20 protein-coding genes are annotated in these 26,378 nt (G+C 70.5%); 12 read left to right on the top strand and 8 right to left on the bottom strand.

All coding sequences use genetic code 11. From position 1 onward, the window contains the following. Positions 1-186: 186 nt before the first annotated feature. The 5 genes from ITJ66_RS10560 to ITJ66_RS10580 are packed head-to-tail and all read right to left on the bottom strand — an operon-like array spanning position 187 to position 8,707. The gene (locus ITJ66_RS10560) at positions 187-2,577 is read right to left on the bottom strand and encodes a glycoside hydrolase N-terminal domain-containing protein (protein ID WP_194644557.1); all 2,391 of its coding nucleotides are present in this window, start codon (positions 2,575-2,577) and stop codon (positions 187-189) included. Then, the gene (locus tag ITJ66_RS10565) at positions 2,577-3,875 is read right to left on the bottom strand and encodes a glycoside hydrolase family 27 protein (RefSeq protein WP_228501565.1); all 1,299 of its coding nucleotides are present in this window, start codon (positions 3,873-3,875) and stop codon (positions 2,577-2,579) included. The genes ITJ66_RS10560 and ITJ66_RS10565 overlap by 1 nt, the downstream gene beginning before the upstream one ends. Then, complete coding sequence (locus ITJ66_RS10570) at positions 3,872-5,407, bottom strand: alpha-N-arabinofuranosidase (RefSeq protein WP_194644558.1); 1,536 nt, start codon at positions 5,405-5,407, stop codon at positions 3,872-3,874. The genes ITJ66_RS10565 and ITJ66_RS10570 overlap by 4 nt, the downstream gene beginning before the upstream one ends. Positions 5,408-5,444: 37 nt before the next feature. Beyond that, positions 5,445-7,655, bottom strand: coding sequence for an alpha-galactosidase (locus tag ITJ66_RS10575; RefSeq protein WP_194644559.1), 2,211 nt, complete (start codon positions 7,653-7,655; stop codon positions 5,445-5,447). A gap of 53 nt (positions 7,656-7,708) precedes the next feature. Then, positions 7,709-8,707, bottom strand: coding sequence for a LacI family DNA-binding transcriptional regulator (locus ITJ66_RS10580; RefSeq protein ID WP_192004965.1), 999 nt, complete (start codon positions 8,705-8,707; stop codon positions 7,709-7,711). A 258-nt stretch (positions 8,708-8,965) separates the two neighbouring features. Here ITJ66_RS10580 and ITJ66_RS10585 point away from each other — a divergent pair, with 258 nt between their 5' ends. From ITJ66_RS10585 to ITJ66_RS10615, 7 genes are all read left to right on the top strand, one after another. Beyond that, entirely contained in the window at positions 8,966-10,225 is a 1,260-nt protein-coding gene (locus ITJ66_RS10585) for an extracellular solute-binding protein (RefSeq protein ID WP_194644560.1), read from the top strand. 82 nt (positions 10,226-10,307) lie between these two features. Then, the gene (locus tag ITJ66_RS10590) at positions 10,308-11,267 is read left to right on the top strand and encodes a carbohydrate ABC transporter permease (protein ID WP_079705845.1); all 960 of its coding nucleotides are present in this window, start codon (positions 10,308-10,310) and stop codon (positions 11,265-11,267) included. Further along, positions 11,267-12,160, top strand: a complete 894-nt coding sequence (locus ITJ66_RS10595) for a carbohydrate ABC transporter permease (RefSeq protein ID WP_162852288.1) — start codon at positions 11,267-11,269, stop codon at positions 12,158-12,160. The genes ITJ66_RS10590 and ITJ66_RS10595 overlap by 1 nt, the downstream gene beginning before the upstream one ends. Then, positions 12,157-14,511, top strand: coding sequence for a beta-glucosidase (locus ITJ66_RS10600; protein ID WP_194644561.1), 2,355 nt, complete (start codon positions 12,157-12,159; stop codon positions 14,509-14,511). The genes ITJ66_RS10595 and ITJ66_RS10600 overlap by 4 nt, the downstream gene beginning before the upstream one ends. 2 nt (positions 14,512-14,513) lie before the next feature. After that, a complete protein-coding gene (locus ITJ66_RS10605) occupies positions 14,514-16,766 on the top strand; it encodes a beta-L-arabinofuranosidase domain-containing protein (RefSeq protein ID WP_194644562.1) in 2,253 nt (750 codons plus the stop codon). 49 nt (positions 16,767-16,815) lie between these two features. After that, positions 16,816-17,826 carry a LacI family DNA-binding transcriptional regulator gene (locus ITJ66_RS10610; protein ID WP_194644563.1) on the top strand — a complete coding sequence of 337 codons (1,011 nt, stop codon included), beginning with the start codon at positions 16,816-16,818 and terminating at the stop codon, positions 17,824-17,826. Positions 17,827-17,868: 42 nt separating this feature from the next. Then, positions 17,869-18,573 (top strand): cyclodeaminase/cyclohydrolase family protein, encoded by a 705-nt coding sequence (locus ITJ66_RS10615; RefSeq protein ID WP_194644564.1) that lies wholly within the window; start codon positions 17,869-17,871, stop codon positions 18,571-18,573. Between the two features lie 7 nt (positions 18,574-18,580). Here ITJ66_RS10615 and ITJ66_RS10620 read toward each other — a convergent pair whose 3' ends face one another. Beyond that, on the bottom strand, positions 18,581-19,588 hold the full coding sequence (locus tag ITJ66_RS10620) for a diacylglycerol kinase family protein (RefSeq protein ID WP_370582618.1): 1,008 nt from the start codon (positions 19,586-19,588) through the stop codon (positions 18,581-18,583). A gap of 79 nt (positions 19,589-19,667) precedes the next feature. On the opposite strand from ITJ66_RS10620, the gene arfB reads away from it, so the two are divergent. Next, positions 19,668-20,090, top strand: a complete 423-nt coding sequence (gene arfB, locus ITJ66_RS10625; protein WP_159878673.1) for an alternative ribosome rescue aminoacyl-tRNA hydrolase ArfB — start codon at positions 19,668-19,670, stop codon at positions 20,088-20,090. A gap of 111 nt (positions 20,091-20,201) precedes the next feature. Then, positions 20,202-21,188 (top strand): NAD(P)-dependent oxidoreductase, encoded by a 987-nt coding sequence (locus ITJ66_RS10630; RefSeq protein WP_194644566.1) that lies wholly within the window; start codon positions 20,202-20,204, stop codon positions 21,186-21,188. 12 nt (positions 21,189-21,200) lie between these two features. Here ITJ66_RS10630 and ITJ66_RS10635 read toward each other — a convergent pair whose 3' ends face one another. After that, a complete protein-coding gene (locus ITJ66_RS10635) occupies positions 21,201-22,532 on the bottom strand; it encodes an LLM class flavin-dependent oxidoreductase (protein ID WP_194644567.1) in 1,332 nt (443 codons plus the stop codon). Then, a complete protein-coding gene (locus tag ITJ66_RS10640) occupies positions 22,529-23,884 on the bottom strand; it encodes an O-acetylhomoserine aminocarboxypropyltransferase/cysteine synthase family protein (protein WP_194644568.1) in 1,356 nt (451 codons plus the stop codon). The genes ITJ66_RS10635 and ITJ66_RS10640 overlap by 4 nt, the downstream gene beginning before the upstream one ends. 212 nt (positions 23,885-24,096) lie before the next feature. On the opposite strand from ITJ66_RS10640, the gene ITJ66_RS10645 reads away from it, so the two are divergent. The 3 genes from ITJ66_RS10645 (at position 24,097) to ITJ66_RS10655 (ending at position 26,378) form a co-directional block, all read left to right on the top strand. After that, positions 24,097-24,756 (top strand): ThuA domain-containing protein, encoded by a 660-nt coding sequence (locus ITJ66_RS10645; protein ID WP_370582619.1) that lies wholly within the window; start codon positions 24,097-24,099, stop codon positions 24,754-24,756. A 177-nt stretch (positions 24,757-24,933) separates the two neighbouring features. Continuing rightward, on the top strand, positions 24,934-25,284 hold the full coding sequence (locus tag ITJ66_RS10650) for a hypothetical protein (RefSeq protein ID WP_079705855.1): 351 nt from the start codon (positions 24,934-24,936) through the stop codon (positions 25,282-25,284). A gap of 50 nt (positions 25,285-25,334) precedes the next feature. Beyond that, on the top strand, positions 25,335-26,378 hold the full coding sequence (locus ITJ66_RS10655) for an LLM class flavin-dependent oxidoreductase (protein WP_194644569.1): 1,044 nt from the start codon (positions 25,335-25,337) through the stop codon (positions 26,376-26,378).

Below are 26,378 nucleotides of genomic sequence, written 5' to 3' on the forward strand. Positions count from 1 at the left end.
AGTCCAGCCTTTCGCCGCCTCACCGTCGACGCAAGGGCTCCCCGCGGCGTCGGCACGGTGCGTACCTGCGATCCTCGCACTGAGCCCGACGGTCTGGGAGGGTGGGTTAGACCCTGGCACCGGGCCGTCGTGGCCCTCCGGACCACACTGTGCCCAGGCCGAGTGACCTGAAGCCCGGCGGGCACGTCAGGGCCGATCTCCGACACCTGGAGCGGCGAACACCAGCTCGTGGACACCGGGCGTCGTCAGCAGGATGCGCCGCCGTCCTCCTGCTGCGCCGTCGACGAACTGGGGCCGGCACGATCCGTGTGGGCCGATGGCGGTGATCGTCGATTCATCTGCCGGCAGCTCGACGATCACGTCCACTGTGGCGAGTCGCAGCTGTGCGCTGGAGATACGGTGATCACTCCACGCCGCCGCGACGCGGTGTCCACCACGGACCCGGAACCCCCGGAAGCTGCCGGCCGACCACTCGGCCGGGAGGGTCGGCAGCAGCGACAGGACACCGCCGTGCCCCTGGACGAGCAGCTCGACGACACCCGCCGTCCCACCCAGGTTGCCGTCGATCTGGAACACGTCGTCGAGGTCGCCCATCGGGTGCAGGTCGAGCAGCGAGGCCGATGACAGCGGACCGAGCAGCGTGTCGAGCGCCTGGGACGCGAGCCCTGGATCACGGAGTCGTGCAGCCAGGCAGAGGACCCAGGCCATGCTCCACCCGGTTCCGCCACCGCCGTTCGCGAGTCTCCGTCGCAGTGCGCGTCGGGCTGCCTCGAAGTGCTCGGGCGTGTCCGATTCGGTGATCCGTGTCCCTGGATACAGGCCGTACAGGTGGGAGAGGTGCCGGTGGCCGGGCTCGGTCGGCTCCCGCTCCTCGGCCCACTCCAGGAGTGTTCCGTCGCGGCCGACCTGCGGCAGTCGGAGGGTGGCCACGGTGTCGCGTGCTCGAGCCAGGAGCCCGACGTCCGCGATGCCGTCGCCGACCCGCTCCGCGAGGGCGACGTACTCGCGGAGGCACTCGTGCGCCAGCTCCTGATCCATCGCCGCGCCGGCCGTCACCGCCGCCGTGTGATCCGCGTCGACCACGAACCGGTTCTCCGGTGAGGTCGACGGACTCACGACCAGCGATCCGGCGGCATCTGTGACGACCATTCCCAGGACGAAGGAGACCACCGGCTCGACGGTCTGCAGGACGGCGACGCGCTCGGCGTGATCAGCACCGCCGTCGTCCAGACGACGGTGGAGGTGCGCGACGAGCCAGGGGAGCGCGCTCGGCCAGTTCGCCCAGTGCGCGTCGAGCGGCACGGCGTCCGTGTGCCGCCAGAGGTCGCTGTTGTGGTGGGCTGCCGCCCCGTCGAGGCCGTAGGACTCGCCGCCGGTGCGCTGTCCGGCGTCCACCAGTTCACCGATGAACCGGGTGAGTGGCTCGACGAGGTCACCCAGGCCGGTGCTCTCCGCCGGCCAGTAGTTCATCTGGAGGTTGATGTTGGTGGTGAAGTTCGCGCTCCAGGGCGGTCTGACCTGATCGTTCCAGACCCCCTGGAGGTTCGCCGGCTCACTCCCCGGTCGGGAGCTGCCGATGAGGAGCGCCCGTCCGAGGTCGAAGTAGCGCTCCGCGAGGTCGGCCGATGCGGACGCCGATGCCGAGAGGTCCAGTTCGACGCGGTCGAAGAGCGACCGATGGTCGGCGACGTGCCGATCGAGCAGCGCTTCGCCGGATCGCTGCAACGCACGCGAGACCGTCCCCTGGGTGTGCTCCAGCAGCGTGGACGGGTCGCCCGACGGTCGTTCTCGCCACCCGCGGTGCCCGGAACGTGCACCGGCGACGAGGCGGAACCCGCCCGGGATCGGCTGCACCGCGACCACCAGCGCCCAGGCCATGCCGGCGTCTACGAGACCCTCGGCGTCCGGGACGTCGGTCGGGTACCGGATGGCCTCGTCATCGTCACCGCCGAGATATGAGGGTCGCACGCTCGCCGGCGCACGGCCGGTCGCCGACCACCACCGGGTGTCGCCGACCGTGCGCTCCTCCGTCGTCGACGGGTGGGGCGTCGCGAACCCGACCAGCGGTTCACGGACACCGTCACCCAGCAGCTCGACGACCAGCACGTCGTCCACCGCCGACACGAACGCGTGGAGCGTGACCGCCTCGCCACCGCTCGTGGACGTCGTCTCGACGACGCCGCGCGCGAGATCGGAGGTCCGTGTCGAGCGCGAACCGCTGTCGGGCGACGCGTAGTCGATGGTGAGGCGCCCGAGCGGCTGGAAGGACTCGGTGAACGCGGTCCCGCGCAGTGCAGCCGAGCGGGCATCGGCCGCCACGGGATCGCCGTCGGCGATCGCCCGGCGCACGGACTCCAGCGGACTGGGAAGCGAGCGGCCCGCCGGCTCGTCGCCCGGACGTCGCGGACCTCCCGACCACAACGTGTCCAGCGAGAGGTCGATGCCCTCCCGTCCGGGCACACCGTCGAGCGCCGCGCCCAACGTCCCGTTCCCGATGAGGAACCGATCGACGAACCGGGTGCCCGGTCCGTCGAGTTCGATTCGATGACGCTCGGCGCGCTGCTGTCGGCGATCCATCAGTGGTCGAGTCGGAGCAGCACGGCACCGTGCGCGGGCAGGGACGTGTCGACGGCGCCGTCGACGACCGGCAACGGCCGACCACTCCACAGCTCGGTGACGGACGATCGATCGGCGCAACCGAGATCGGCCAGGTGCACCCGCAGCCCGGTGTCCGCATCACCGAGCCAGAACACCGCGCGCCACCGGGTCTCGCCGAGCTCAGCCGCCCAGACGACGAGGTCGCCGTCGCGGATGATCTCCCGGGTCCCGTCGCTGCCGAGCAGTGCGAGCACGTCCGGGTTGGTCAGGAGCGCGAGCGTGTGCGCCGGGGTGTCCGGGAGGTGGCCGCCGAAGAAGAGCGGCGACCGGCCGATGCACCAGAGGGTGATGAGCGTCTGCTGCTCGGCCGGGGTGAGGCGACTCAGCCGGTCCGAACCGACGTGGGCGCGGATGCCGATCCGCCCCAGCGGGAGCATGTCCGCATCGGCCCACGCCCCCGGACGCTGGAGGGGCGCCCAGCGGGCGAGGCGCTGGAACTGTTCGAGCACCGCCGACCAGTCGTCCCAAAGATCGTCGGAGATCCGCCACAGCTGCGCCGTCGATCGAAGAGTGTCGAGGTGCTCGGTCGAGAGTCGCTTCCCCGGGGACAGGCTGAGCACCATCGGTCGACCAGTCGCGTCGATCGCCCGCGAGATGGCCTCGATCTCGGCGGTCTGGATCGGTGGGTAGAGCACGTCGTCGAGCTTGATGAGGTCGACACCCCAGTCCGCGAGCTGTGCCATGACCGAGTCGTAGTAGGCCTGGGCGCCCGGGGCGGTCATGTCGACGCCGACGTTGTCGGGGTTCCACGAGCAGACGTTGGACGGATCGGCGATCTCCCCGCAGCGGGCGGTCGAACCGAGGATCGGTAGGTCGAGGTCGACGGCCAGACGCGGCACGCCACGCATGAGGTGCACCCCGAAGCGGAGCCCGAGCGCGTGGACGCGGTCGGCGAGCGCGCGGAAGCCGCCCGACGCCGCAGACGGGAACCGGTTCGGAGCGGGTTGCGGTCGGCCCCAGGCGTCGAGCGTCGGCTGGGAGACGCGCTCGTAGTCGCCGACGCCGGGCGCCGGTTCGTACCACTGGATGTCGACGACCACCGTGTCCCAGCCGACGGGCAGCAGGTGCTCGGCCAGGAACGCGGCGTTGGCAACTACCTCGGCCTCTGTGACGGACCCTCCGAAGCAGTCCCAGCTGTTCCAGCCCATCGGCGGGCGGTCCGCCCGCGCCCGACGTGCTGCACGCACCTCGGTGACCGCGATCTCCACCTCGCTCATGGCGCGACGACCTGAGCCGTGATCGTGGCGAACGAGTGCGGTGGGAGCGTGACGCGAAGACCCGTCGGTGTGACGTCGAGACCCGTGAGCGGTCGCGGTGACACGGCGTCGGTCTCACCGGGACGGTTGTGGGCGTCGGGCCGCGCAGCGGTGAGCAGCCGGCCGTGCGGCTCGACCACGGACCCGCCACGGACGTCGACCTCGATGACGAGTGGCGCGTCGAGGTCGACGTTCGTCAGCGAGCAATGGAGGACGCCGTCCTTGACGCTCGCCGAGGCGGAGACGGTCGGGATGCCACCCGCGTGTGCGGCGTCGGCGTCGCGGACCGGCCCGACCACGTGCGTCGGGAGGGACGTGGCGTCCTGGTGCGGGCTGTTCATCTCGAAGACGTGGAAGGTGGGCGTCTGGACCATCTCGCCGCCGTCGGGATCGGTCAGGAGCATCGCCTGCAGGACGTTGACCGTCTGCGCGATGTTGGCCATGCGCAGCCGGCCCGCGAAGCGGTGGAACACGTCGAAGTGCCAGGCGGCCACCATGGCGTCGCGGATGGTGTTCTGCTGGAACAGGTGCCCGGGGTGCGTGCCCGGCTCGACGTCCCACCAGGTGCCCCACTCGTCGAGCACCATGCCGAACCGTTCCTCCGGGTCGTACACGTCCATGACGGCGGCGTGCGACGACAGCAGCTGCTCGACGCCCTGTGCTGCGGTGATCGTGCTCCAGTACTCCGCAGCGTCGAACCCGGTCGCGCTGCCCTTCGCCTTCCAGCTGCCGCCGATCGTGTAGTAATGCACCGAGACGGCTTCCCAGGGGGTCGCCGAGAACGGGTGGGTGGCCACGTCGGCGACGACCTCCATCAGCGTCTTGGTCCAGGCCACGTCGAACCCGTCGGCGCCGGCGGCGACCCGGTAGAGCGGGACCTTCCCGCCGCTCTCGCAGAAGGTACCGAATTGGCGTGCCAGGTCCGCGTACGCGCCGGCGCGCAGGTTACCACCGCATCCCCAGGGCTCGTTGCCCAAGCCCCAGAACGGGACGTCCCAGGGCTCCTCCCGGCCGTTCGCGCGACGCAACTCGGCCATCGGGGTCTCCCCGGCACCGGTCAGGTACTCGATCCAGTCGGCCATCTCCTGCACCGTGCCCGAACCGAGGTTGCCCGAGACGTAGGCGTCGGCACCGAGGAGCTCGCACAGCTCCATGAACTCGTGGGTGCCGAACGCGTTGGTCTCGCTCGTCCCGCCCCACTGCGTGTTGACGAGCTTCGGGCGGTCCTCACGAGGTCCGATGCCGCTCGTCCAGTGATAGCGGTCCGCGAAGCAGCCGCCCGGCCAACGGAGGTTCGGGATGCGCAGTTCGCGGAGCGCCTCCACGACGTCGAGCCGGATGCCGCCGACGTTCGGCACGGGCGAGTCCTCGCCGACCCAGAAACCGTCGTAGATCCCGCGCCCGAGGTGTTCCGCGAAGTGGCCGTAGACGTGTCGGCTGATCGTGGGTCCTGGCCGGTCGAGGTCGACGGTGACGGTCGCAGTGGAATCCATGGGTGATGTGGTCCTGTTCTGTGCAGCGGGTCGAGGGTCAGACGGCGGTCACGAGGATCGTGATCGCGCGGTCGGGCTGGAAGGTGGGGAGGTCGAGGCCGATCACGGCCAGCTGGCCACCGCTCAGCACGGGCGCCGCCACGAGCGTGGCCGGGTCGGCGTCGAGTGGCGGCGCATCCCGGAGCCACTGGGGGATCACCCAGCGCGGGCCGAGGGAGTCGTCCTGCGCGACGGCGAGGCGGTAGTGACCGTCCGGGCGGAGTCCGGTAAGGCGGACCCGACGACGGGAGTCGGCCGACCGCGGGGGAGTCACAAGGGTGTACAGCGCGGTGGTGCCGTCCTCCGCGACGACCCCGCGCAGGGTCGGAGCGTCGTCGTCCCACTCGCCGTCGCCGACGACGCGGCCGGTGGCGATGAGTCCGCGATGACGCGTGAACACGGCGATCCATCTGGCGAGGGTCGTCCGATCCGCATCGTCGAGCTCGCGCAGATCCCACTCCACGCCGAAATGCCCGAGGAGGGCGACCGCGCACCGGGTGTGGAGCGTGTGCGTGCGTCCGGTCGTGGCTGATCTGGCCGAGGCCACGTGCGACCCGAGCATCTCGGGCGGGACGAGGAGCCCCGTCCACCGGAGCATCCGGGCCCGCTCGATCGGGTCGTGGTTGTCGGAGGTGTGGACGCGATCGGACCGCTCGAGGACACCGAGGTCGACGCGGCCTCCACCCGAGGCGCAGCTCTCGATCTCGAGGTGCGGGTGCCGCGATCGGAGCTCGTCGAGCAGCCGGTAGAGGGCTTCGGTCTGGTCGTGCACGGCCGCCCGCCCGGTCGACGGATGCCCGGCATCGACGAGGTCGCGGTTGTGGTCCCATTTCAGGTACGCGATCCCGAGCTCGCGGACCAGTGTGTCGATGGCCTGCAGGATGTGGTCGAAGGCCGCCGGATTGCCGAGATCGAGCACCTGCTGGTGCCGGACGGGCGAGGGGAGCTCGTCCCTCGCCCGCAGGATCCAGTCCGGGTGCTCCCGTGCCAGGTCGGAGTCCTCGTTGATCATCTCGGGTTCGAACCACAGCCCGAGCTCCATGCCGAGTGATCGCACCCGGTCGGCGAGCGGCGCGAGACCGTCCGGCCAACGCTCGGGGTCCGGTGTCCAGTCGCCGAGGCCGCGGGTGTCGTCGTGACGTCCGCGGAACCATCCGTCGTCGAGCACGTAGCGCTCGACGCCGATGGCCGCGGCCCGGGTCGCCAACTCGGTGAGGACGTCGAGGTCGTGATCGAACAGGACCGCCTCCCAGACGTTCAGGGTGACGGGGCGCGGACGCCGAGCCGCCCGCGAGGTCGAGCGCAGCCACCGGTGGTATCGCGACGAGGCGGCATCGAGGCCGACGCCGTAGGCCCCGTACACCCATGGGGTCCGGTGGTCCTCGCCAGGGCCGAGTCGGACCTCGCCGGGCAGGAGCAGCTCGCCGCCACGGAACGCGAGGTGTCCGTCGGTGCGCTCGACGCCGATCGTGTGGTTGCCGCTCCAGCCGACGTGGCACAGCCAGACGTCACCGGTCCGGCTGTCGAACCCCGGTGTTCCGATCGCGGTGACCCCGGTGGCGTCGAGACCGGGACGACCGTGCCGCGACTCGCGGAGGTGCGTCCCGGTCGTGACCGGAAGCCGCTGCGGCAGCTTCTCGTTGCCCCACCGACCGGTGAAGTCGACGATCTCCCGAGCCGACGTCGGGATCGGGAGGGCCGGCACGACACCCTCGATCTCCAGGAGGTCGTCGCCCCGGTTCGTGACCGTCACGCGCGTGCGCAGCAGGCCACTCGGTGTCAGTTCGATCGCCACGAGGAGAGCGCTGCCGGTCTGGTCGTCGAGCGCGGTCACCTCGACCAGCGCGGCGCCGTACTGCCGCACCTTGCCGGCCGTGAGGGCCGCCCCGTCGACCTCGACCGAGGCAACGTCGAAGCGCGACGACCAGGCCGTCCCGGCGCGATGCGCGCGGAGACCGGGGAGACCAGGCCAGCCCGACGCGTGCTCGGGCAACAGGCTCGGTTCGTACGGCGCGTCCGAGCCGTCGACGAGGTCGCCCCGCACGGTGGCCGTGGCCGCGGCCAGCCAGTCGAGGTCGTCGGCCTCGACGGCGGCACCCCAGTGCGCGATCGTCGGGAGACGGGTCCCGTGCTGGACGAGGACGACGGAGACGCCGTCGCACTGCAGATGGACGACGCGGTGTTCGAGCGTCGCTGCGAGGTCGGACATGGTTCCTCCGAACCGGTCGGTGAGGCGTGTGTGACGGCCGGGCAGGCCGAAGGTCAGGCTGAGTCCCGGACGACGAGCGTGGTGTCGAGCCAGCGCGGAGCGGTCGTCCGGCCGGCGATGAGCTCCATGACGAGTTCCGCGGCGACCCTGCCCATCTGCTCCAACGGCTGACGGACCGAGGTCAGCGGTGGCTCCGCGGTTGCCGCGACGACCGTGTCGTCGAATCCGACGAGCGCGATGTCGTCCGGGACCGTCCGGCCACTGGCCTCGAGGACGCGCATCGCGCCGACCGCCATGAGGTCGGAGCCCGCGAAGACGGCGTCGAGGTCCGGGTACCGGGAGAGCAACCGTGCCATGGCCGACGACCCGCTCGGCATGGTGAAGTCGCCTCGGGCGACCGCACGGGTGTCGAGGCCGCGTTCGGTGAGGACGTCCCGCCAGCCTCGGACACGGTCGCTGGACGCGGCCATGTCGGCAGGGCCCGAGATGACGCCGATCCGCGTGCGGCCGAGCGCGATCAGGTGTTCGGCCGCGAGCCGACCGCCGGCGTAGTTGTCGGAGTCGACGAAGGTGACGTCCTCCGTGTGCTCACCCATCGGGCGGCCGACGAAGACGATGGGGAGGTCCACCGAGGCCAGCGCCTGGGTGATGGTACTGATCTCGTGCTGCAGGATCACCACCGCCCCGTCCACGTAGTGCGCCGCCAGGTAGGCGACGAGCGCGTCGAGTTGGCGCGGGTCGGCGAGGAAGAGCGCGGGCTGCTGGGCTGCCGACAGGAGCGCGGCGGTGGCGCCCTTCAGCGGTGCCGCGACGAACGATCCGGAGAACGGTTCGAGCTCGCCCGCCGCGAGGACGATCGCGACGGCGCCCGTCCTGCCTCCGGCGAGCGACCGGGCTGCGACGTTCGTGCGGTAGGCCAGTCTCACGGCCGCTTCGCGCACCGCGACGACCATCGAGGCGTCGACCGTCGAGGCACCGGCGAGGACCCGCGACGCGGTCGCTCGGGAGACGCCGGCCTCTCGGGCGACGTCGACCAGGGTCGGTTTGCGCATCCTCGCTCCTTTGCGATCGTCCACCTGCCGGTGGTCTGGCAACGAGCATCGCAGAATCCGAGAGAGCGGTCTCCGAGTTGCGCAATATTGCCCTGGTGCCCCGGAACCCCGCTGCCTATGGTGATCACCACGCCCGAACGGTCCGGATGCTCCCCGATCCAGTCGACATCGGCGCGAGCCGGAGAGCGATCTCCGGCCGGTGACCGCAACGTAGCGCGACACCGCGGAACACGATCCCGCATAGGAGGGGGATTTCCAGTGAAATTCCGTCTTGCAGCAGCAGCAACCGTCGCCGTCATGGTCGGCGCCCTGGTCACCGGTTGTTCCGGGTCCGGCGGCGGCGATGACAAGACCTTCCAGTTCTGGTCCTTCACGGGCATCAACCAGAAGGCCGATGTCGAGAAGTACAAGGAAGCGCACCCCGACATCACCGTCAAGCTCACCGAGGTCGGCAGCACGCAGGAGACCGCCCAGGCGCTCACCGCGGCGTTGGCCGGCGGTAAGGTCCCCGACCTGGTGCTCATCCAGGGGGACGACATGCCCAACTTCGTCGCGAACCCCGACAACTTCGTCGACCTGAGCACGATGGGTGCCGACGACATCTCCGGGGACTACCTGCCGTGGGTCTGGGACCAGGCCGTGGCCCAGAACGACGCCGTCATCGGGGTACCGACCGACGTGGGCGGGATGTCGATGGCGTACCGCGCCGACCTCTTCGAGGCCGCCGGCCTGCCGTCCGACCCGGACGAGGTCGCGGCGCTCTGGCCCACCTGGGACGACTTCATCTCCGTCGGCCAGCAGTACGTCGCCGCCACCGGGAAGCCGTTCCTCGACAACGCCGGCACCTCGGTCTTCTTCCAGACCGTGAACCAGGTCGACGAGAAGTACTACACGCCCGAGGGTGAGCTCGTGTACGACACGAATCCGCAGGTGAGGGAGGCGTTCGACATCTCGATCAAGGCGATCGAGGCCGGCATCACCGCGAACGTCCCCGCCTTCTCCACCGGCTGGAGCACGGGCAAGACCAACGGCGCCTTCGCCGCGATGGCAGCTCCCTCCTGGATGCTGAAGAGCATCAAGACGGACGCGCCCGACACCTCGGGCCAGTGGCGCGTGACGACGGTGCCCAAGGTCGCCGGCAACTGGGGTGGCAGCTACCTCGCCATCCCGAAGCGAGCGGCGAACCCGGAGGCGGCGTGGGCCTACATCAAGGAGATGCAGTCACCCGAGTCGCAGCTGCAGAACTTCACCGACACCGGCGCCCTGCCCAGCACGGTCTCCGCGTACGAGTCCACGGCGATCGCCGACTACACCGACCCGTTCTTCGGCGACTCGAAGATCGGTGCCGTGCTCGGTAAGTCCCTGCAGGAGTTCAAGCCGTTCTTCAACGGTCCGGAGACGGCGACGATCGGTTCGGCGATGATCAACACCGTGACGGACGTCGAAGCCGGCAACACCCCACCGGACAAGGCCTGGGACGTCGCGATGAAGGCCGTGAAGGACGCCCTCGGCGGCTGACCCGACGACCCCGTCCACCCGTCCGCTCCGACCCGGGGCGTTCCGGCCGAGCAGCACGCCGGAACGCCCCTGAAGGATCATCGTGACCACGCACATCGCCCCACCTCGGCTGCTGCCGAAACAGTCGCCACCCGGTATCGGGACGCGGATCCGCAACACCCTGCCGGAACGCTTCGCCCCCTACGTCTACATCGCCCCGTTCTTCCTGATCTTCGCCGTCTTCGGCCTGATCCCGCTCCTGTTCACCTTCGTGGTGTCCCTCTTCGACTGGAACCCGATCGGTCAGCAGACCTTCATCGGCTTCGACAACTTCACCAGGCTCGCGGCCGACCCGCGGTTCTGGAACGCGATGCTCAACACCTTCGCGATCTTCATCATCTCCACGGTGCCGCAGCTGGTCATCGCCCTGGGCCTCGCCCATCTGCTGAACCACGTCCGCCTGCGCTTCGCCACCGGGTTCCGGATGGCGATGCTCGTGCCGTACATCACCTCGGTCGCCGCGACCACGATCGTGTTCGCCCAGCTGTTCGACCGTGACTACGGGCTCTTCAACTACCTCATCAGCTTCTTCGGCGGTGACCACGTCGACTTCCTCAACGACAAGGTCGGCTCGTGGTTCCTCGTCGCGCTCATGGTCGTCTGGCGGTGGACGGGCTACACGACGCTGCTCTACCTGGCGGCACTGCAGGCGATCCCTCGCGACGTGTACGAGGCGGCCGCCGTCGACGGTGCCGGTGGCTGGAAGCAGTTCGTCTACATCACCATCCCGTCGTTGCGTCCCATCATCGTGTTCACGATCGTCACCTCGACGATCGGTGGGCTCCAGGTGTTCACCGAACCACTGCTGGTGAACCCGGCCACCGGCCTCACCTGCGGTGCGGCACGACAGTGCCAGACGCTCACGCTGTTCCTCTACGAGCAGGGCTTCGGCCAGTTCGAGTTCGGATACGGCTCGGCGATCGGCGTCGCGCTGTTCGTGATCGTCGTCCTCGTCGCCCTGCTGAACTTCTTCCTGTCCACCCGCACCCGAGGAGGACGCTGATGTCCGAGACGCTCAACTCCACCCAGCTGATGGCGAGCGCGACCTCCGCCGGCCGGAAACGGAACGGCGGCCGGATCGGCCGCATCCCCTGGTACACCTACGTCCTCCTCGTGTGCGCCGTCATCGTGAGCATGTTCCCGCTGTACTTCATGTTCGTCGTCGCGACCACGGACTCGGCGACGGCGACCACCCTGCCACCGCGGCTGTACCCGGGCGACAATCTGTTCCACCTCGTGGGGCTCGTGCTCGAGACCGTGCCGTTCATCCAATCGATGATCAACAGCCTCATCGTCGCGCTGTCGATCGGCGTCGGATCGGCCCTGCTCTGCGCCCTGGCCGGATTCGCCTTCGCGAAACTGGAGTTCCGCGGCCGCAACGCGCTGTTCATCCTCGTGGTCCTCACCATGACCGTGCCGACGCAGCTGAGCGTGATCCCGCAGTACTTGATCATCTCCGCGCTCGACTGGGTGGACACTTTGCAGGCACTCATCGTCCCCGGCCTCGCGAGCGCGTTCGGCATCTTCTGGATGCGTCAGCACATCTCGAGTTCCGTGAGCGACGAGCTGCTCCAGGCGGCGAGGCTCGACGGTGCCAACACCTGGCAGATCTTCTGGCGGATCGTCTTCCCGGTCATCCGACCGGCGGCGTTCGTCCTGGGACTGCTCGGCTTCGTCGGATCCTGGAACGACTTCCTCTGGCCGTTCATCGTCCTGAAGTCGCCCGAGATGTACACGGTCCAGATCGCGATCAAGGCCCTGCAGTCGCAGCGGTCGATCGACCTCGGCCTGGCGATGGCCGGGTCCTTCCTGGCCACCATCCCGCTGCTCATCGCGTTCATCTTCGTCGGCAAGCGCATGGTGACCGGGATCATGGACGGAGCGTTCAAGGGATGACCCTGCAACACGACGGCGTCACGCCGACCACGTCGGGCAGCGTCCGCGGCGTCTGGAACGACCGACGGGCGTCACCCGACGAGCGGGCGCGAGCACTCCTCGGTGAGATGACCCTCGAGGAGAAGGTCGGGCAACTCGGTTCGGTCTGGTTCACCGACGCGGCGGGCGACTTCGCGCCGAGCGTGGACGGCTCCGACGACCCGGCTGCGCCGGCATCGGCGTCCACCGGCGACTTCACCGGTGGCCTCGGGCAGTTGACGCGCATCTTCGGGACCGAACCGGTGACGGTGGCCGAGGGCGTCGATCGCCTGCGGGAACGGCAACGACAGGTCGTGGCCGGCAACCGGTTCGGTATCCCCGCGATCGCGCACGAGGAGTGTCTGACGGGGTTCGCCGCGTACGGTGCGACCGCCTTCCCGACGCCGCTCGCCTGGGCCGCCTCGTTCGACGAGGAGCTCGTGGAGCGGATGGCGGAGGCGATCGGAGACGACCTCCGCTCGGTCGGGGTCCATCAGGGACTCGCGCCGGTCCTCGACGTCGTGCGCGACTACCGCTGGGGCCGGGTCGAGGAGACGCTGGGGGAGGACCCCTACCTCGTGGGTCAGCTCGGCGCCGCGTACGTGCGTGGTCTCGAGCGGTCCGGGGTGGTGGCGACGCTCAAGCACTTCGCCGGCTATGCCGCGTCCCGAGGCGCGAAGAACCACGCCCCGGTGAGCATGGGGCGCCGCGAGCTCGCCGATATCGTGCTTCCGCCGTTCGAGACGGCGATCCGGCTCGGGGGAGCGCGAAGCGTGATGAACGCCTACACCGATCTCGACGGCGTCCCCGCGGGCGCCAGTGTCGAGTTGCTCACCGGTATCCTGCGCGACGACTGGGGTTTCGACGGCACCGTCGTCGCCGACTACTGGGCGATCCCGTTCCTCGCGACGATGCACCACGTCGCGAGCGAGGCGACGGAAGCCGGCGCGCTCGCCCTCACCGCCGGGATCGACGTCGAGCTCCCGGAGACCGCCGGCTACGGCGCCGGTCTCGTCGGGCTGGTCCAGGACGGGGCGCTCGACGAGCGGCTCGTCGACCGGGCCGTGCTCCGGCACCTGCGGCAGAAGATCGAGCTCGGCCTGCTCGACGGGGGTCCGCTCGTGCCGGAGCACGCCGCATCGACCGATCTCGATGGCCCCCGAAACCGCGCCATCGCGACGCGTCTGGCCGAGGAGTCGGTCGTCCTCCTCAGGAACCGCGCAGTGCTCCCGCTCCGGCCCCCAGCGCGCATCGCCGTGATCGGGCCGGCGGCCGACCAGTTCCGCAGTCTCGTGGGATGCTACGCGTTCCCCAACCACGTGCTGTCGAAGCACCCCGGGCACGATCTCGGCATCACCATCCCGACGATCCTGGACGCGGTTCGTACCGAGTTCCCCGCGGCGGACATCGTCGTCGAACCGGGATGCAGCATCACCGAGACCGGTCGGGAGGACGTTCCGGCCGCCGTCGAGGCCGCCCGTTCGGCCGACGTCGTCGTGCTGGCCGTGGGCGACATCGCGGGCCTGTTCGGCGATGGCACCTCGGGAGAAGGCTGCGACGCCGAGGACCTGCGCCTCCCCGGGGGTCAGAACGATCTCGTGCTCGCCGTCCTCGCGACCGGGACGCCGGTCGTCCTGACCGTGCTGTCCGGGCGGCCCTACGCGCTGGGGGACTACGACCGCGCCGACGCACTGGTCCAGGCCTTCTTCCCCGGTCAGGAGGGCGCGGCAGCCGTCGCGGGGCTGCTGTCCGGCCGCGTGCAGCCGAGCGGACGGCTCCCGGTGCAGATCCCTCGCTCACCGGCCATGCCGGGCACCTACCTGCAGCCGCCACTCGGTCTGGCGTCCCGCGGGATCAGCGTGCTCGACCCCACACCGCTCTTCCCGTTCGGTCACGGCCTCACCGCCGGGGACGTCCGCTACCGCTCGCTCGTGAGCGCGGCGGAACTCGCCGTCGACGGTGAGGTCCTCGTCGACGTCACGGTCGAGAACGTGGGTGTCGACGACGCCGTCGAGGTGATCCAGCTCTACGGCACGGATCCGGTGGCCTCCGTCGTGCGTCCCTCGGTCGAGCTGCTCGCCTTCGCACGTCTCACGGTCACTGCCGGGACGTCGGCCACGGTGCGGTTCTCGGTGTCGGCCGACCGCTTGTCCTTCACCGCCGTCGACGGCCGCCGGGTGGTCGAACCGGGGACCTACGTCCTGTCCGCCGGGCCGTCGGCACTCGAGCGTCCACTCACCCGCACGATCGAGGTGACCGGCAGCCGGCGGGAGCTGGTCGGGCCGCGCGAGCTCCGCGTGGACTGGCGGCGCGTCGACGCGAGGAAGGCCTGACCATGCCGTTCGTCCCGATCTCCCAGGTCACCCTCACGGGTGGGCCCCTGTTCCAGGCGCAGGAGGCCGACCGCGCGTACCTGCGAGCCCTCGAGCCCGATCGCCTGCTCGCCCCGTTCCTCCGTGAGGCGGGCCTGGAGCCTCGGGCGGCATCGTACGACGACTGGGAGGTGCGCGGACTCGACGGCCACACCGCCGGGCACTACCTCTCGGCCTGCTCCCTGATGGTCGCCTCCACCGGGGACGACGTCCTGCGCTCCCGGCTCGCGTACACGGTCGCCGAACTGGCCCGCGCACAGGACCACCTGGGGTCCGGGTACGTCGGCGGCGTCCCTCGAAGTGCCGAACTCTGGTCCGAGGTCGCAGCGGGGATCACCGAGTCGACCTTCCGCGCCGGCCGTTGGGTGCCCTGGTACAACCTGCACAAGCTGTACGCCGGTCTCATCGACGCAGCCCGATTGACCGGGAACCACATGGCACGCGACGTCGTCCTGCGCCTCGCCGCGTGGTGGGAGGAGCTCGCTGCCGGGATCGACGACGAGCACTTCCAGCTCATGCTCGAGACGGAGATCGGCGGGATGAACGAGGCGTACGTCGACCTCTTCGACCTCACGGGCGATCCCCGCCATCTCACGATGGCAGCCCGCTTCACGTCGACCGCCCTCAGCGAACCGCTGTCGCGTCGTTCCGACGAACTGACCGGCCTGCACGCCAACACCCGCATCCCGCAGTTCGTCGGGTTCGCCGCCCTCGCCGCTCGGAGTGCTGATCCGGTCCTCGCCCGTGCGGCTCGCTTCGCCTGGGAGACGATCCTGACGCGGCGCACGGTCGCGATCGGCGGCAACAGTGTCCGGGAGCACTTCCACGCCATCGACGACTTCACCCCGATGACCGAGGACCGGGAGGGCCCGGAGACCTGCAACAGCTACAACCTCATCAAGCTGGGCCGATGGCTCAGCGCCGACGAATCCGACCCGGCGATCGCCGACGCGCTCGAACGGATCCTCTTCAACCACCTCCTGTCATCGCAGCACCCCGAGCACGGCGGCCTCGTCTACTTCACCTCGATGCGACCCGACCACTACCGCGTCTACTCCTCGCCGGAGCACAGCTTCTGGTGCTGCGTCGGGACCGGTCTGGAGAGCCATGCGAAACACGGTGAGTCGCTGTACCGGTTCGACGACGACACGGTGTCGGTCGAGCTCTTCGCGCCCTCCGTCGTGCGGATCCCGGAACTCGGTCTCGAGCTGGAGCAACGGACGGCCTTCCCGTCCGACGGCGTGGTCGGACTCACCCTCCGGCTCACCGGCCCGCGGCGGTTCCGGCTCCGCGTCCGGGTCCCCGGGTGGAGTGATCCGACACCCGAGGTGTTCCTCAACGGCGCTCCGGTGACCGCCGGACTCGAACGCGCCCATCTCGTCCTGGATCGTGAGTGGAGCGACCGCGACACCGTGTCGTTCGAGCTCCCCATGGGCGGTCGTGCGGAACCGTACCCGGACGGCTCGGACTGGACGTCGCTCCTCTGGGGTCCGTCCGTCCTGGCAGCCCGTGGCGAGTCGCTGCCGACCGACGTGGTGCTGGCCGGCCGCGCCCATGCCCCGCACACGGCGGTCGGCCCGCTCACCCCGCTCGCCTCGGCACCGATCGTCCCGCGGTCGGCTGTGCCCTACCGGGACGCCGACGGGCGACTCCGGATCGACTCCGACCGAGGACCGATCCCGTTGGAACCGTTCGCAGGTCTGCACGACGCGCGGTACACCGTCACGTTCCCCGTGGCGTCGACGGCGGACGAGGACGCCGTCGCTCGGCGCCGCACCGCCTTGGTCGAGCGGGACCGACGCGCCGCGAGCATCGACGGGCGGACGGTCGACCGGGTCGCTCTGGGCGAGCAGCAGCCCGAGGCGGATCACGGGTTCGAGGGGGTGGCCAGCGCCAGCGGCGCGGTGGGTGGTGTCCGCTGGCGGAGCACGGCCGATCGTCTGTCCGTGACGCTCGTCGACCCGCATCTCCTCGGCCGGGTCGTCAGAGTGACCTGGCTGCACGACCAGGCGGGCCACGGTTTCACCCTGGAGATCGACGGCACCCCGGTCGCTCCGCAGGAGGGCGGGCGAGACGACGACCTGGAGTGGGCGGAGTACCCGCTGACGCCCACCAGCGCCGGGTGGGGTGTCCGGCGGTTCGCGCTCGTCGCGCAGCCGGATCACGAGACCCCGCGATGCACCGAGCTCCGAGTGCTGACCGTTGAGGGCGCCTGACCACCGGGGCGGGCACGCGCAGCACCCCGGGATGCGGGACGATGGAGTCATGACGACGACGCCGGAGCGGGACGATCTCAGCGTGACGCTCGCGGACGTCGCCGCGAGGTCGGGGTGCTCGGTCTCGCTCGTCTCCCGGGTGCTCGCCGGGAAGCGCCATGCATCCCCGGACACCCGGGACCGCATCCTCGCCGCAGCGAACGACCTCGGCTACGACCGCGCAGCACAACGTCGCGGCCGACCTCGCTCGGTCCCGCGCCTGCTCGACCTGGCGATGAGTCAGTGGGACGACCCCTGGGCGAACACGGTCGTGACGAGTGTGCGGCGAGCGGCCGCTGCGGCGAACTACGACCTGGTGCTCACGCCGGAGAGCGAGTCGATGGTCGACGACTGGCCCAGTCGGGCACGTGCGCGGGGATCGGCCGGTGTCGTCGTGTGCCTCATCCGTCCCAACGTCTCGCAGCTCGACATCCTCGCCTCGGCCAACATCCCCGTCGCGCTCCTCGATCCGCGTGCGGAGCCAGCGCGGAGTCTGCCGAGCGTCGGGTCCACCGACTGGCAGGGCGGCTTCGACGCTGGTCGGCATCTCGCCCGGCGGGGGACACGTCGGTTCCTCATCATCACCGGCCGGCCGAAGTACCGGTTCGGCCGTGCGAGGGAGGCCGGTTTCCGAGCGGCGGTCGAACGGCACGCCGACGGGGCGACGGTCGAGGAGATCTCGTCGCCGTGGTCCTCGGAGAGCGCCTTCGTCTCCGTGCGCAAGCTCCTCAGGCAGGGCGGGCTCCCCATCGGCGTCTTCAGCTGCAACGACGAGATGGCCTACGGCGTCTACCGCGCCGCTGAGGAGCTGCAGCTCCGCATCCCCGACGACATCCGGGTCGTCGGCTTCGACGACCTCCCGCAGTCCAGGTTGATGCCGCCGCCGATGACGACCGTGCGACAGCCGATGCGCGCGATGGCCGCGCGTGCGGTCCAGCTCGTCCTCGAAGCGGAGCCCGGGACGGACCCGGGGGACCGGGCCGAGTTCCCGACCGAACTCATCGTCCGCGCCTCGAGCTGACGCGAACGCGGACGCGGACGCGGACGCGGGAGAATGGTCGCCATGACGGGATCAGCGGACACCGACGAGGTGTCGACGGAGCACTCGAGCGTGTCGACGTGGATGCAGGCGCTCGGCACGGCGACCGGGAACCCCGGCGGCGGGGCCGCATCCGGACTCATGCTCGCGATCGCCGCCGGCCTCACCGCGATGGTCGCCGGCTACACCCGAGCCACGCATGCCACCGAGGACGCGAGCGGGCGGGACGCGGCCGAGGCCGAGGCGGCGATCGCCGCACTCCGCGCTCGCGCTGAGGCACGCTCCGAGCTGGCGCTTCGTCTGGCCGACGAGGACGCCCACGCCTCGCGAGCGTTCGGCAGTGCCTTCCGTCTACCGGCCGGCGTCGAACGCGACGAGGCGATCCGTGCTGCGTCCATCGAGGCGGCCGCGGCCTCGGCGCGGCTGGGCGAGCATGCCGTCGACGCGATCGACGATCTCGCGTGGCTGACCGAGCACGGCAACCCGGCGTTGATCGCCGACGTGGCGGTGGCGATCGGCGCACTCCGCGCCGCGATCACGGGAGCGCGGACCAACGTCAGCTTCGATCTCGGTTCGGTCCGCAGCGCACACGGCTCCCTCCAGGAGGTCCGCGCCGACGAGCCGCGCCTGTGGGAACTCGTCGCCGTGTTCGACCGCGCCCTTGAGCGGATCGATCGGCTCGCCGCGTCGATCGACTCCGAGGCCGCTCCCACCGACGCGGCATCGTAGCCGGTGGTCAGCGCCCGCTGGGGCGCGCAGCCGGGCCGCTCGGAACCCGCACGATCAGGGCGTGGTGCAGGTTCGTCAGCGACACCGAGATCACCGAACCGTGCGAGTCGCCGTCCAGTTGGATCTCCTGCGGTTCTTCGAGCCGGAGGTGCATCGTCCGTGCCTGTGCGTAGCTGATCGCGCGCGCCTTCGGCGAGAATCGTCCGACCAGCCGGCCGAACCGCGTGCGGTGCAGCATCCGGTTGAACGTCAGGCGATAGCCGATGTTCCCCCAGCCCGGACCCTTGCCAGGCCGCAGCATGACGGCATCGAGCAGGCCGTCGTCCACGACTGCTTCGGGGAGCAGCAGGACCCCACCGGTGAGCGTGCCGGAGTTGCCGACGATGATCGTGTGCGCTCGCGCAGCCGCCTCGGGGCGGTCGTCGAGTCGATAGTGCAGGTCGAACTGCCGGTTCCCGATGATGCTCCGCGCGATCGGATCGGAGTAGGCGAGCCAGCCGATCCGTCGCTTCAGCCGCTCGTTGGTGTGGCCGGCCATGTGCGCGTCGAGGCCGATGCCGGCCATGACGAGGAAGACCTCGTCCCGGTTCGTGCCGTCGCTGCGCCCGAGACTGACCTGCCCGACGTCGACCACCTGGTCACGCCCTGAGCAGGCGATCTCGACAGACCGTTTGAGGTCGCCCAACGGCAGGCCGAGCGCTCGGGCGAAGAGGTTCCCCGTTCCGGCCGGGACCAGCCCGAGGGGGATGCCGGTGGATGCGATGGCCTCGGCGGCGACCCGCAGTGTCCCATCGCCTCCCGCGACCAGGATGACCGAGGGTGCCGAGGCGATCGCGGCCGCGGACGCACCCCGGCCGTCGTCGTCGGCGCTCGTCTCGTGCCAGGTGGAGGGTGCCAGTCCGTGCGTCGATTCAGCGGCGGCGACGGCCGAGCGGAGGACCTTGATGTCGACCTTGGAGGGATTGACGACGACGGCTGCGCGTCGACGTCCGCGTTCGGCTGGTGCATCGTTCACAGCGTCAAGGATAGGAGGCACCGGCTCGGAACCAGCGGTGGACGCGAGCCGTGCCGCGGGTTCGTGAGACGCTTGCCCCATGGACCTCGAGGTGTCGCCCGGACTGACGATCCCAGCAGCCGAGCTGCAGTGGCGTTTCTCCCGGTCGTCCGGCCCGGGCGGACAGCACGTCAACACCTCCGACAGCCGTGTCCAATTGACGTGGAGTGTGGCCGAGTCGACCGTCCTCACCGACGAGCAACGAGACCGACTGCTCGAGCGGCTCGGCGCCCGGCTGGTCGGCGGTGCCATCACCGTGACGGTCTCCCGCGAGCGATCGCAGCTCCGGAACCGCGAACTCGCACTCGAAGCGCTCGCGACACGCATCAGGTCGGCACTCGCGCCGCCGGCGCCGACGCGCCGACCCACGCGTCCGACCCGCGGATCGGCGCGACGCCACCTCGCCGCGAAACAGCAGCGGAGCGCCACCAAACAGCAACGGCGACGTCCCTCCGACGACTAGCGGGTCACGACGTCGCCGCCCGCAAGGGCGTGCGTCGGACGGTCCGGTCCATTAGCGTTCCCGGAGAGCGCACCCGTCGACGCCGTCGTCGCGCGCGAACGGAGGAACACCATGCGCATCGTCGTCATCGGCGGGACCGGCCACATCGGCACCTTCCTCGTCCCGCGACTCGTCCGGGCCGGCCACGAGGTCGTGAGCGTGAGCCGCGGCGATCGTTCGCCGTACACGGACGCGCCCGAGTGGGACCAGGTCGAGCGGATCCGGGCCGATCGGGAAGCCGAGGACCGGGACGGTGTCTTCGCGCGACGCATCGCGGACCTCGGCCCGGACGTCGTCATCGATCTGGTCTGCTTCACGGTCGCCTCGGCGACGGCGCTCGTCGAGGGACTGCGCGGCAACACGGGTCAGCTGCTCCACTGCGGATCGATCTGGCGCTACGGTCCCAGCGCGTCCGTCCCCATCGTCGAGGGCTCCGGGACGGCGCCGTTCGGCGACTACGGCGTCCAGAAGGACCAGATCGCCCGGCTGCTCCAGCAGGAGACCGCCGACGGAGGACTGGTGACGACCTCCCTGCATCCCGGACACATCGTCGGACCGGGGTGGGCGCCCATCAACCCGTTGGGCAACCTCGACCCCGGGGTCTGGCGGACCCTCGCACACGGTTCACCGCTGCGCATCCCCGGACTCGGTGCCGAGCTGCTGCACCACGTGCACGCCGACGACGTCGCGCAGGCCTTCGAGCTCGCCGTCGTGAAGCGGGATCGTGTCGCCGGCGAGGACCTCAACGTGACCTCCGCCGCCGCGGTCACCGTCCGCGGCTACGCCGACGTCGTGGCCGGCTGGTTCGGACGCTCGGCCGAGCTCGAGTCGGGGACCTGGGAGCGCTTCCGAGCCGAGACACCGACGGAGCACGCCGACACCACCTGGGAGCACCTGGTACGGAGCCACTGCGCGTCGATCGACAAGGCACGGTCGCTGCTCGGATACGAACCCGCCTACACCTCGACGGATGCGGTCCTCGAGTCCGTCCGTTCGCTCGTCGCCCGCGGGGAGTTGGACCTGCCCGAACCACGAGCGGCGCTGCAGACGAGCCGCTGACGGCGGGACCGGTCAGGGTGCCCGCAACGAGCTCCGGAGTCCGTGCGGTGCGTCGCTCTCCGGCCGACGGAGGATCCCGCGGCGCCGGAGGATCGGTACGAGTTCGTCGAGCATGCGGTGCACGGTCACCGGATGGAGGTCGCCCGAGAAGATGAACCCGTCGTTGTCCGCCTCGCTGCCGGCGCGTTCGATGTGGTCGGCCACCTCCGCTGCCGTGCCGACGACACCGCTACCGTCGGTGATCCGCCCGAGTCGTGCCTTGGGCACGAGCAGCTCCCGGAGCGTCGCCGCCGCGAAGGACTCGTACGGTCCGCGTAACGCGTCGAGGCTGCCGCGCGACACGTGGTCGCTGAAGACGGCCGGGTCCACCGGTCGGTCGAGGTCGAGCGCGGTGAGGTCCGTCTCCAGGTCGCTCGACCACGCGAGTGCGACGGAGCGCAGCGTCTCATCGTCCGGCTGTTCCGAGGCCGCGACGAGTCGATCGGCCTCGGCACTGCTCGACACGATGACGGGCTTGAACACGAACAGGATCGCGGGAGGGGTGTCCCGACCGACGGCAGCCGAGGCGTCGAGGACCCGCTTCCGGTACGCACGGAGGCTCGCGACGTCGAGGGGTGCGAGGGCGAGCTGGACGTCCGACTGTCGTCCGGTGAAGGCGAGCCCTCGCGGCGAGGAGCCCGGTGACACGATGACGGGCTCCCCACCGGAATCCTCGTCGAACGGGAGGGCGTTGAGCGGCCCGTCGAAGTCGTAGTGTGCGCCGCGATGTTCGACGCGGTCGAGGTGGCGGCCGTCGGCGAAGCGCCCGGAGGCGGTGTCGCCCACGTACGCGCCGGGTCGCCAGCTCCGCCAGAGCGCGCGCACGCCGTCGAGCCACTCCTCCGCCCGCTCGTAGGCGATGTCGTGCGGCACGACCGGCTCACCGAAGTGACGGCTGCTGCCGACGTCGGTCACCACGTTCACCCCGAACCGTCCGCGACTGAGGTGCTGCAGGGTCGCGAACTGCCGTGCCGCCTGGTACGGCGGCAGCTGCAACGGGTTCACGGTCGGGACGATGCCGATGCGCTCCGTCACCGCGAAGAGGAACGGGGCGAGACTCAGCGGGTCGTGCTTCGGCCCGCCGTATGCGCCGCGGATGCGGAGGTCGAGCGTCTCGGGGTTCCCCAGTGACAGGGCGTCCTCGATGATCAGGAGGTCCAGGCCCGCCTGCTCGAGCTCGCGCACGGCCTGCTGGTAGAGGGCGGGTTCCTGCCAGCGGTAGTCCCAGTCGAGGTACGGATGCCCCCAACCGTGCGGACCGAACCCACGTGACAGGAACCAGCCGAAGCGTTGCCGGGCGCTCACGCGGCGACCGCCTCGTCCGCCGTGACGCTCGCGCCGGTGCTCGTCGACGGTTCCCGGACCGGGAGCGCGTCGAACGCCGAGGCGAGATCCGCGATGAGGTCGGCGACGTCTTCGATGCCGACGGAGATCCGCACGAGTCCTTGGCTGATGCCGCTCGCCGCGAGCTGCTCGGCCGAACGCTGGGCGTGCGTGGTCGAGGCCGGGTGGAGGATCAGCGACCGGACGTCGCCGAGGTTCGTCATCCGCGTGAACAGGCCGACGTGGTCGATGACCGTCCGCGCTGCGTCCCGTCCGCCGTGCAGGGTGAACGAGAACACCGATCCCTGTCCATCCGGCAGATACCGGTCCGCCAGGCCTCGGAACGGACTGTCGCTGAGTCCCGAGTAGTCGACCGAGGCCACTTCGGTCCGGCCCGCCAGCCAGGTCGCGAGGGCGAGGGCGTTCTCGCTCTGCCGTTGGACGCGGAGTGACAGCGTCTCGATGCCCTGTGCGATGAGGAACGCGTTGAACGGCGACGGCGTCGGGCCGAGACGCAGCGCGACCGATGTCCGTGCGTAGGCGGCCAGCGCTGCACGCCCGTCCGCCTCGACGTGGCTGAGCCCGCCGAGCGCGGCGAGCGGCGAGGTGAGGTGTCGGTAGCGGTCTGCGCGAGCGGCCCAGTCGAACGTGCCGCCGTCGACGACGACCCCGCCCAGCACGGTGCCGTGGCCCGCCAGGAACTTGCTGGCCGAGTGGACGACGATGTCGGCGCCGTGCTCGATGGGACGCAGGAGGTAGGGCGTGGCGAAGGTGTTGTCGACGACGAGCGGGACCCCGTGCGCATGGGCCACGTCGGCGACGAGACGGAGATCCGTGAGGTCGTTGCGTGGGTTCGGGATGGATTCGACGAAGATCGCGCGCGTCTCGGGTCGGATGGCACGCGCCCAGGCGTCGGCGTCGAGCGGATCGGCGACCTCGCTCGTGGTGATCCCCAGCCGACCGAAGTTCTCCGTGAAGAGGCTGCGCGAGCCCTCGTACAGGCTCGGCGCGGTGAGCAGGTGGTCGCCGGCCTCGAGCAGGGAGAGCAGGGCGACGCCGACGGCCGCCTGTCCGGAGCCGAGGAGCAGCGCGTCCACACCACCCTCCAACGCGGCGAGACGGCGCTCGACGGCGTCGATCGTCGGATTGCCGACCCGGCTGTAGCTGTATCCACCAGGGTCCGGTCCGAACCGCCGCTCCGCCTCGTCGAAGTCCGTGAACACGAACCCGGCACTCGCGTAGATCGGCAGAGCCCGGGGTTGGAGCGGCGCATCGGGTGCGCCACCGGCGTGCAGCTGTCGGGTGCTGAAGCCCCCTCGGTCCCGCTCGTGCATCGCCTCGTCCTCTCCGTCAGCTCGGCCGTCGTCGACGCCCCGGCGTCGGTGACAGGCACTCTACGGTCGGGACCGGGGCGGGCGCAGGTGACGACGACATGCGCGGACACAATTGACCGGCGACCCCGCCGTCGGGGGAGGCCCCGTACCCTGGAGAGGCGTCGGCCGCGGACACAATCGACCGGCGCCGACGGATCGGACGAGGGGGAACCGTGAAAGCACTCATCGCGTCGGGGAGCGGTCGGTACGCGGATCCGTGGCACCCGTACGCGCGCACGAGCCCGCTCATCGCGGAGGTCCTGGAGACGGCCGGCTTCGCGGTCGAGATCGACGAGGACGTCGATCGTGCGATGACGCGACTCGAGGGCGTGGAGCTCCTGGTGGTCAACGCCGGCGACCCGTGGCGCTCCGAGGACCAGGGCCGAGCGCCGGTGGCCGCGATCGACGGTTTCGCGGAGGCGCTCGGTCGGGGTGTCGGCGTACTCGCCATGCACGCGGCGCTCGCCTCACTCCGCGACTACCCGGACTGGGCGCCGACGATCGGGGCGCTCTGGCTGCCCGGTGTGTCCTGGCATCCGCCGATGGGCCCGATCGTCGTCCGCGGCATGGCGTCCCCAGCAGGCGGACCGCTCGGCGACATCCCGGTGGACGACGAACAGTACCTGCGGCTGCAACCCGTCGGTCGGAGCACCACCGTCGCCGAGCACGACGTCGACGGCGAGCGGTTCCCCGCGGTGTGGGTCCGCGAGGTGGGGACCTCCCGCGTCGCCGTCGACGCACTCGGACACGACGAGCGGTCCTACGCCTCGGCGGAGCACCGTGCCCTGCTCGCGACCCTGGCACGGTGGGCGGCCCGGGCACCGTCTGCGTGATCCGTCACGCATCCTCGACCGGCCTCGTCTGTGTCGCGACCCCCCTCGGCGCAAGCCCCCGTCGAACGGGAAGCACCTGTCTCGAGCAGGTCTAAGCTCCTGTTCGGGGCTGCGAGCGACCATGATCGCCGGCCGCGGCCCGCGTCAGGAATCGGAACCTCGAGAAAGCCGCACCACGTGTCACAGGACCTCATGTCACCCGAGAACAACGTCCAGCGCATCATGCGCACCGGAACCGTCTGGTTCGGCGTCGCGGTCGGGAGCACCGCGATCGTCCTCGGACTCCTCCTCAGCTCTGGCTGGCGGCCGGCCGTCCTCGCCGAGGGACTCCGCGTGGTGTGGTGGTGCTGCTCGGTCATCGTGGGTCTGAGCATCGGCCTGCTGGGCTGGTCCGGGTGTCCGATCCTCGAGGTGGACGTCCCGACAGCGTCGCGGAACAAGTCGCTGACCATGCAGCTCGGAACGATGCTGTTCATCCTCGGGAGCCTCGGCGCCATGTTCACCGTGCTGGCCGGGTCGCCGAGCTGACACCCGCGGCGCGGGCACGTCCGGCTCCGGCGGCGTCGTAGAGTCGATGCATGGCCCGATCCTCAGCACCGCTCCGCAGACTCGGCTTCCTCACGATGGGCCTGTTCGACCCCGAGGAGCCGGCGGCGGGGCACGAGGCGACCCTGCAGCTCATCGAGCTCGGTGAACGCCTGGGGTTCGACAGTGCCTGGCTGCGGCACCGGCACCTGCAGTTCGGCATCTCCTCACCGGTCGCCGTCCTCGCCGCCGCGACGCAGCGCACGAAGCGCATCGCACTCGGCACCGCGGTCACACCGCTCGGCGCGGAGAACCCCTTCCGGCTCGCGGAGGATCTGGGCACGGTCGACGTCCTCTCGGGAGGCAGACTGCTTCCCGGCTTCAGCACCGGGGAGCCGATGCGGTTCGACGCGTTCAAGCACGCGATCTATCCGTCGACGCTCGACCAGGAGGACCTCGGCTACGACCGCGTCCTCCGCCTCCGCTCCTTCATCCGCGGTGACGTCGTCAGTGACAGCGCCGGTCGTGAGGGCCAGGAGGACTACTCCTCGCGGGTCGAGCCGCATGCCGACGGTCTGGCGGAGCGGCTCTGGTACGGAGCCGGCAGCCTGCGGTCGGCCGGTTGGGCCGGCGAGCACTCCTTCAACCTGCTCACGAGCAGCGTCATCGCCGCCGAGGACGGCACGACGGACTTCGCCGCGAACCAGGCCGCCCAGGTGCGTCGGTTCCGAGAACTCCACCCGGCGGGTGAGCGGGCCCGCGTGTCACAGGGGCTCGTGGTCATCCCGACGGACTCCGCGACCGCGTCCCAACGCGCCCGGTACCACGAGTACGTCGACTCGAGACGGCACCGCGTCGGCGTCGCCCATGGGCCGCGGCGGATGCTCTTCGCGGAGGACCTCGTCGGCAGCAGTGCGGAGATCGCGGAGCGGCTGCACGAGCACGCCGGATTCCAGGAGGTCGACGAGGTCGCCTTCGCCCTCCCGTTCACGCTCGAACCGGACGACTACACGCAACTACTCACCGACATCGCCGGCGCGCTCGGGCCAGCCCTCGGCTGGCGACCGGCCGCGGACGGGGAGTACCGTCCGGCCTGA

The organism is Plantibacter sp. VKM Ac-2885 (assembly GCF_015351205.1).
In the GTDB taxonomy this organism is placed as follows: Bacteria; Actinomycetota; Actinomycetes; order Actinomycetales; family Microbacteriaceae; genus Plantibacter; species Plantibacter auratus.